This is a genomic window from Rhizobium sp. AAP116, from assembly GCF_001295785.1.
In the GTDB taxonomy this organism is placed as follows: Bacteria; Pseudomonadota; Alphaproteobacteria; order Rhizobiales; family Rhizobiaceae; genus Allorhizobium.
The window spans coordinates 120,285-128,098 of sequence record NZ_LJIB01000016.1; the positions used below are offsets into that span (position 1 = coordinate 120,285).

Below are 7,814 nucleotides of genomic sequence, written 5' to 3' on the forward strand. Positions count from 1 at the left end.
TTCATCCCTGTCCAGCAGCCGAAACGAAAACCGGCCGCGTCTCGAAGGAAACGCGGCCGACACGATAGTCGAAAATGGAGGGCAGTTTACGCGTCGTCGGCAACATCACCGTCGTTGGCGTCGGGCCCGCCGTTCTGAAGGAATTTCTCCGCGATCAGTCCGGCATTCTGCCGCAGCGCCATCTCGATTTCCTGGGACACCGCAGGATTGTCGCGCAGGAAGAGCTTGGCGTTCTCACGCCCCTGGCCGAGACGCTGGCTGTTATAGGAGAACCAGGCGCCAGATTTCTCGACGATGCCGGCCTTGACGCCGAGATCGACGAGCTCACCGGTCTTGGAGACGCCTTCGCCATACATGATGTCGAATTCGACCTGCTTGAAGGGCGGCGCCATCTTGTTCTTGACGACCTTCACGCGGGTCTGGTTGCCGACGACCTCTTCGCGATCCTTGACAGCACCGATACGGCGAATGTCGAGACGCACGGAGGCGTAGAACTTCAGCGCGTTACCGCCGGTCGTCGTTTCCGGCGAGCCGAACATGACGCCGATCTTCATGCGGATCTGGTTGATGAAGATGACCATCGTCTTCGACTTGGAGATCGAGGCCGTCAGCTTGCGCAGCGCCTGGCTCATCAGGCGAGCCTGCATGCCCGGCAGGCTGTCGCCCATTTCGCCTTCGATTTCCGCACGCGGCGTCAGCGCAGCGACCGAGTCGACCACGAGCACGTCGATCGCGCCTGAGCGCACCAGCGTATCGGTGATTTCAAGTGCCTGCTCGCCGGTGTCCGGCTGCGAAATCAGGAGGTTCTGCAGATCGACGCCGAGCTTGCGGGCATAGATAGGATCAAGCGCATGTTCGGCATCGACGAAGGCGCAGATGCCGCCCTTCTTCTGCGCTTCGGCGATAGTCTGCAGCGCAAGCGTCGTCTTACCCGAGCTTTCAGGCCCGTAAATTTCAATGATGCGCCCCTTCGGCAGGCCGCCAATGCCGAGCGCGATATCGAGGCTGAGCGACCCCGTCGAGACCGTCTCGACTTCGACCACGCTCTCGTTCGCGCCGAGTTTCATGATCGAGCCCTTGCCGAACGACCGTTCGATCTGCGAGAGCGCCGCTTCCAATGCCTTGCTTTTATCCACCGATTTGTCCTCTACAAGCCGCAAAGAATTCTGTGCCATTTGATCCACCTTTAGGTTATTGAGGCCGCATAGGCAATGAAGCCGCCGATGGGGAATATGTACTCTTTTTGTTCTCATTTTGCAAGAGCAAGCCAAGCGGTTGAATCTCAATCGTTTTCGAGAGCGTGTTCGAATGATGTTCCGCGCGCCTGCACGAGTCCGCGCGTGGCGGGCGTAGCTGCTAAGTCAACGCGGCCGGGTAGCGGTTCGATTCGTGTTTCGACGATGCTGGAGGCATGCCCATGACGATCGAAATCCTGGCGATCGGCGGCGCCCATATCGACCGACGCGGCCGCATTTTTGCAGAGACGAAGCCGGGCGCCAGCAATCCCGGCCAATGGTTCGAGGAGGTGGGCGGCGGCGTGTTCAACGCGGCCTGCAATCTCTCCCGCTTGGGCCGTTCGGTCCGCCTGATTGCGCCACGCGGCGGCGATGCGGCAGGCCAGATGGTGGCGGATGCAGCCGAACGCGCCGGTCTCGACGACCAGCCCGTGATGTTCCTCGATCGCGCGACCCCGAGCTACACGGCCATCCTTGAGCGCGACGGCAATCTGGTCATCGCCCTTGCCGACATGGCACTGTATGACGCCTTTTCAGCGCGGCGGATGCGGGCGCGGTCGCTGCGCGACAGCCTGACCGAGGCAGATCATGTTCTGGCCGACGCCAACCTGCCGGCAGACACATTGACTGTACTGGCGGCGACCTGCCATGCGGCCGGCAAGGGGCTGTCGGCCATCGCGATTTCGCCTGCCAAGGTGGTGAAATTCGCGCGCGCCCTGCCCTTGCTCACCCATCTTTTCATGAATGGTGCTGAGGCTGAAGCGATTGCCGGTCAGCGCCCCGAGCGGCCGGAGGACTGGCCGGACCTGTTGCGCGCCAACGGCTTGCGCGGTGGCAGCGTCACAAGCGGCAGCGGCCTAACCATCGTCTTCGATGAGAGCAGCGTCGCCGTGATAGAGCCGAAGCCGCTCGAGCAGATCGCCGACGTCACCGGGGCCGGCGATGCCTTCGCCGCCGGTTTCCTGCATGCCCGCCTGTCCGGCGCGAAACTGGACGAAGCGCTCCGCCATGGCACGGCAAGTGCCGCGATCACGCTCGCCTGTCCCAATGCGACCGATGAAAATCTCTCCCCGGAAAAGCTTGCACGTCAGATGGCTCTTGTCGCGCCGGCCCGTTTCCTGTCATGAGACCCTAAATTTCTAACGGAAGATCCCCCATGACCCGTTCCATATCGCCCCTTCTGCCCATCACCTATTCGAGCGAAGTCAGCGCCGCCAAGCAGCGCGGTGCACCGATCGTCGCACTTGAATCGACGATCATCACCCATGGCATGCCCTATCCGGGCAATCTGCAGATGGCCCGCAGCGTCGAAGACATCGTGCGCCAGCAGGGCGCCGTGCCCGCGACCATCGCCGTGATCAAGGGCGTGCTGCATATCGGCCTGGAACCGGCAGAGCTCGAGGCGCTGGCGCAGATGGAGCATGTGATGAAGCTCTCGCGCGCCGATCTCGCCTTTGCGATCGCCGAGCGGCGCAACGGTGCGACGACCGTTGCAGCAACGATGATCGCCGCCTACCGCGCCGGTATCCATGTCTTTGCAACCGGCGGCATTGGCGGCGTGCACCGTGGCGCCGAAGAAAGCTTCGACATCTCCGCCGACCTCGAAGAACTGGCGCGCACGGCAGTGATCGTCGTTTCGGCCGGCCCGAAGGCGATCCTCGACATTCCGAAGACCTTGGAAGTTCTGGAAACGCGCGGCGTTCCGGTCGTCACCTATGACAGCGAAGACTTCCCCGCCTTCTGGTCGCGCAGCTCGGGCCTGAAGAGCCTGCTCAACCTGCAGAGCCCGGCCGCGATCGCCAATTTCCAGAAGATGCGCGACCAACTCGGCATCGATGGCGGCATGCTGATCGCCAATCCGGTTCCGGAAGGCGACGAGATCCCGCGCGAGGAGATGGAAATCTACATCAGCCGGGCGCTTGCCAATGCCGAACGCGACGAGATCGCCGGCAAGGCGGTGACACCATACCTGCTCGACAACATCTTCCACCTGACCGGCGGTCGCTCGCTGAAGACCAATATTGCGCTGGTCGAGAACAATGCCCGCCTGGCAGCCGAGATCGCCGTCGCCATGAACGGCTGACAGCCACACATCACGTGACAAGAAAAGAACCCGCCGGAGCGATCCGGCGGGTTCTTTGTTTCAAGCACACTCCATAACTCTACAAACGCCCTCAGCCTTCGCCATCCAGCATTTCACGCACGGCGACGGCCAGCTGCTTGAGCGAGAAGGGCTTCGGCAGGAAGCCGAACTTGGCGTCGGCCGGCAGATTGCGGGCAAAGGCGTCCTCGGCATAACCCGACACGAAGATGAACTTCAGATCCGGATATTTCTTGCGCAGCTCGGTGAGCAGGGTGGGGCCGTCCATCTCGGGCATGACGACGTCGGAGACGACGATGTCTACCGCCCCGTCGAGCTCTTCCATGATGTCAAGCGCCTCGACGCCGGAGCCGGCCTCATGCACGGTATAGCCGCGCGTCTCAAGCATGCGCTTACCGCCGCGCCGAACGGCCTCCTCATCCTCGACGAGAAGAACGACGGCCGACTTGCCTGTGAGATCAGGAGCATCCTGCGCCTCAGCCTTGGCACTGGCCGTCGCAACCGTGATCGTGTCACCGCTGACGGAGGCCAGGACCTGGCCTTCGGCCACCGGCTGAACCTCGGGCACGTGGCGCGGCAGGAAGATGCGGAAAGTCGTCCCCTTGCCGACCTCGGACTCGGGATAGATGTAGCCCCCGGACTGCTTGACGATGCCGTAGACCATCGCAAGCCCGAGGCCGGTACCCTTGCCGACTTCCTTCGTCGTGAAGAAGGGCTCGAAGATCTTGTCCATGATCTCGGGCGCAATACCGGTGCCGGTATCGGCCACCTCGACCAGCACCATGTCTTCCGACGGCAAACCGCGATAGCCAAAACCTTCGGCCTGCTCGGCAGTTATGTTGTGTGTCGAAACGGTGATCGAACCGCCATCGGGCATCGCATCGCGCGCATTGACGCAGAGGTTGATGAGAACCTGCTCGAACTGCGACAGGTCTGTTTTCACCGGCCACAGATCGCGACCGTATTCGACCTTGAGCTTGACGTTCGTGCCCGAAATCAATCGATCGACCAGCATTCTGAGGTCGCCGATCACATCGGTGAGGTTCAAGACACTCGGCCGCATTGTCTGCTTGCGCGAGAAGGCAAGCAGCTGGCGCACAAGAACGGCAGCGCGGTTGGCGTTGCGTTTGATCTCCATGAGGTCGGCGAAGCTTGCATCCGAAGGCCGCGCCTGCAGAAGCAGGTGGTCGGAGGACAAAAGAATGGCCGTCAGCACGTTGTTGAAGTCATGCGCGATGCCACCGGCAAGCGTCCCAACCGCATTCATCTTCTGCGTCTGCGCCATCTGCGCCTCAAGCGCCTTCTGGTCGGTCACGTCGACGGCATAGACGATCGCCGCCTCTTCCGGCGCCTCGTCGCTCTGGTCGATCACGGCGTTCACGTAGAAGCGGAAATGCCTGCTGTCATTTGTCGGATGGCGGCTGTCGATCGGCGAGATGTCCACCTGTCGGTCCATGGCGGCGGCGAGCGCGCCCCGGAAGCCTTCACGTTCGCTCTCGTGCAGAACCACCTCGATCAGCCCGTGCCGTTCGATCTCGTCCCGCGAGATGATATCGGCAAAGAGTTTCATGAACGGGGCGTTGGTCCTCAGGATCCGGCCCTCGCCGTCGACAGAGGCGATCGCCATCGGCGTATTGTTGAAGAAGCGGGTGAAGCGCATCGAAGCGACCGAATCGGACTGGTCGCCGTTCTCGCTCTGGCTCCGCGCAAGCACGATCGACCGGCTTTCACCTGGCGCACCATCGCGGGCGGCGCGGACGCGGTGCACGAGGCGCACAGGCAGGCTCTGGCCGTTCACGCGCCTGAGATCGAGGTCGAGGGTTTCCGTGCGAGCCTGGCCCGGTTCGGCCTGCACCGAATCGATCAGCGCCATGCCTTCCCCGGCCACGAGATCCGAGATCGTCATCGAGCCCGGATTGAACTGGGTGAGATCGACACCCAGCCATTCGGCGAGCGTCGCGTTGAGATAATAGATCTCGCCCTTGCGGCCGGCGGAGAAGAAACCGGCGGGGGCATGGTCGAGATAATCGATCGCGTGCTGCAATTCCTTGAAGAAGCGCTCCTGATCGTCACGTTCGGCGGTGATGTCCGAAATCTGCCAGACATGCAGCGGCTTGCCACGTCCTTCACCCGACAACAACCGCGCCTTCAGCCGGTACCAGTGTGCACCCGAGCCGTTGACCGTCTGGTTGCCGAGCGGCTTCAGCAGCCGGAACTCCTCGTAGCTGTCGCGCCCCTCGCGAAGACCATTGGTCAGGCGGTAGAGCGCCTCGCTCGATTCCCGGTAACGCGATAGCAGCGCTTCGAGCGTCTGCACCTCCGTTGGCTTGCGCGCGCCGGTCATCGTGCCATAGGCCACGTTGGCGAAGACAATGCGGCCTTCGCTGTCGGTAATCAGCGTGCCATCCGGCTGGCTTGCGAGGAAACGGCGCGCAAGCGTGTCGTTGTTCGACTGCGGCATGACCTCGATGAAACCGATCACCGCAGACACGATGAAGAAGATCCCCATCATCGCAAGGATGCCGAGAACGCCAAGCACAACCTGATTGTCGAGCTGGTCGCGGAAAAAGATGAAGGCGGCGGACGCCGCGATCAGGGCAAGGGCGAGCAGCAGGATGCGCAACGCCATGCCGACGCCATTACGGCGATCGACCAGCGGGCCGTCTCCATCTCGATCATACTGCTTTCGTGTCATTGATGCCTCTTGCCTAAGCGCACGGAAGATCCGACCTAGCGAGAATCGGCGCTCCCACCTGTTTATCAATATGCCGTAGCTGCAAGAAGCAAAGAAAGGGCCATACGGCTCCGCCCAGCCGCTCCCCCACAGGAATGCCGCAATCCTGGCCGATCTTGCCCGACCTTCCGCCCCCGGCGACAGGGGCGCGGTCGCACGCAAGATTGCAGAAGGGGCCGTCTTCTGCCAGAAAGCCAGTCAAAAGGAGCACGCACATGCTGGATGACCTGATCTCGGCCTATGGCAATCGTTTTCTCGTGGCGGCACTCGGCGTCAGCCTCGCTCTGCTCTGCCTGTTCATCGTGCTCTGGATTCTGCGCAACCGGGCTCCCTCGCCTTTTGTGCGTGGCGGCCGCAACCGCCAGCCCCGGCTGCAAGTGCTTGATGCCGCAGCCGTCGACACTCGCCGCAGGATCGTGCTGGTCCGCCGCGACAATGTCGAGCATCTCGTGATGATCGGTGGCCCGACCGACATCGTGATCGAAAGCGGTATCGGCGACGAACGTCCCTATCTCAGCGCAAGACCAATCCAGCCCCAGGCTTTGGCCGAGCAGCAGGATTTACCCAAACCCGCTGCTCAACCGGCGCTCGTCGCGACCGAACCGGCCGCACCGGCCATCGCATCCCCCGCTGTGGCATCGCCTGCCATTGTGGCCAATGGCGCAGCAGAAGCGCCGGCCAGACGCCCTGTGGCCGCGGAAACGCCCCGGCCCGCAACCGTTTCTCCGCCGGCCGATCCCCAGCCCGCGCCCGCGCCCACGCCTGTGGTCGAGCAGCGTCGTCAGCAAGCGGCACCTGTGCGCGACCCCGAACCTGCCGTCGAGAACGTGGTGACAGCAGCCCCGGTGGCAGCAGTTGCGGCTGTTGCAGCGGCCCCCATAGCGGCTGCGGCCGTGACCACCGCAACACGCCAGGAGATGGCGCCTCCCGTTCGGGTCCAGTCGCCCGCAATGGAACCGATCGCGCGTCCTGAACCGCCTGTCGAGCCGTCAGCAACCCAGCCGACAGCAAGCCTTGAGCCTGTTCTGGTGGCATCGGCACCCGCCGCGACCGCTCCGGCCCACGTCGAACCCGTTATGCGCCGCAATGAGCCTCTGCTCGACAGGGTTGACAGCCCCTTGGAGGCCAAGACGAGCGGCACGCCTCCGATTGAAGCTTTCAGGGTTGAGCCGGTCGAGCCGATCATGAGGAACGAGCTTGATGCCCCGAAGGTCGAGGACGTCAAGGTCGAACAGCAAGCGGCAACGCCCACCGTCATCGATGCGCCCGCCGCAGCAGATCTTCTGGAAGCGGCACGCCAACGGGTTCTTGTGCCCGCTCAAGCGCCCGCAACGTCCCGTCTCGTGGAACCGGAACGTTTTGAACCGCAGGTCGAAAGCGAGGCTTCTAGCGTACCGGCCGAACCCGAAGCGCGCGACATGAGCGATTTCGAGCGCGTCCTCGAAGAAGAGATGGCTCTGCATCTGGCCACGGACCCGGCGCCGCAGCCTGCGCCTCAAACGCCGCAGATCCTGCCCGAAACCCGCGCCGACCGCCCACGCCCGCCGATTGCCGCCATCTTGCCGGAAGCAAATCGCGCAACGGCAGCAACACCCAACGTCGCACAGCCGGGTCCCGAACCCAATCTGCAGAACGAGATCGCCCGGATCTTCGGCGAGATGTCGGCCAGCCGAAATCCGTGACGGGTTACGGCTCTGGCATCAAAGCATGCCGCAAAATCGAAAAGACCCGCCAATGGCGGGGC

At 62.9% G+C, this 7,814-nt stretch carries 5 protein-coding genes; 3 read left to right on the forward strand and 2 right to left on the reverse strand.

Annotation, left to right across the window (positions count from 1 at the left end; genetic code table 11):
• Positions 1-86: 86 nt before the first annotated feature.
• On the reverse strand, positions 87-1,175 hold the full coding sequence (gene recA / locus IP85_RS11305) for a recombinase RecA (RefSeq protein WP_054149777.1): 1,089 nt from the start codon (positions 1,173-1,175) through the stop codon (positions 87-89).
• A gap of 242 nt (positions 1,176-1,417) precedes the next feature.
• Here recA and IP85_RS11310 point away from each other — a divergent pair, with 242 nt between their 5' ends.
• Positions 1,418-2,362 (forward strand): carbohydrate kinase family protein, encoded by a 945-nt coding sequence (locus IP85_RS11310; protein ID WP_054149778.1) that lies wholly within the window; start codon positions 1,418-1,420, stop codon positions 2,360-2,362.
• A gap of 29 nt (positions 2,363-2,391) precedes the next feature.
• The gene (locus IP85_RS11315) at positions 2,392-3,318 is read left to right on the forward strand and encodes a pseudouridine-5'-phosphate glycosidase (protein ID WP_054149779.1); all 927 of its coding nucleotides are present in this window, start codon (positions 2,392-2,394) and stop codon (positions 3,316-3,318) included.
• Positions 3,319-3,409: 91 nt separating this feature from the next.
• On the opposite strand, the gene IP85_RS11320 is transcribed toward IP85_RS11315, so the two are convergent.
• Positions 3,410-6,031 carry a PAS domain-containing sensor histidine kinase gene (locus IP85_RS11320; protein ID WP_054149780.1) on the reverse strand — a complete coding sequence of 874 codons (2,622 nt, stop codon included), beginning with the start codon at positions 6,029-6,031 and terminating at the stop codon, positions 3,410-3,412.
• 254 nt (positions 6,032-6,285) lie between these two features.
• Here IP85_RS11320 and IP85_RS11330 point away from each other — a divergent pair, with 254 nt between their 5' ends.
• Entirely contained in the window at positions 6,286-7,752 is a 1,467-nt protein-coding gene (locus IP85_RS11330; RefSeq protein WP_054149782.1) for a flagellar biosynthetic protein FliO, read from the forward strand.
• The last annotated feature ends 62 nt before the right edge of the window (positions 7,753-7,814 follow it).

Excerpts from the sequence above, each read along its gene's own strand:
- recA (WP_054149777.1), bottom strand. The coding sequence starts at position 1,175 with ATGGCACAGAATTCTTTGCGGCTTGTAGAGGACAAATCGGTGGATAAA.
- IP85_RS11310 (WP_054149778.1), top strand. The coding sequence starts at position 1,418 with ATGACGATCGAAATCCTGGCGATCGGCGGCGCCCATATCGACCGACGC.
- IP85_RS11315 (WP_054149779.1), top strand. The coding sequence starts at position 2,392 with ATGACCCGTTCCATATCGCCCCTTCTGCCCATCACCTATTCGAGCGAA.
- IP85_RS11320 (WP_054149780.1), bottom strand. The coding sequence starts at position 6,031 with ATGACACGAAAGCAGTATGATCGAGATGGAGACGGCCCGCTGGTCGAT.
- IP85_RS11330 (WP_054149782.1), top strand. The coding sequence starts at position 6,286 with ATGCTGGATGACCTGATCTCGGCCTATGGCAATCGTTTTCTCGTGGCG.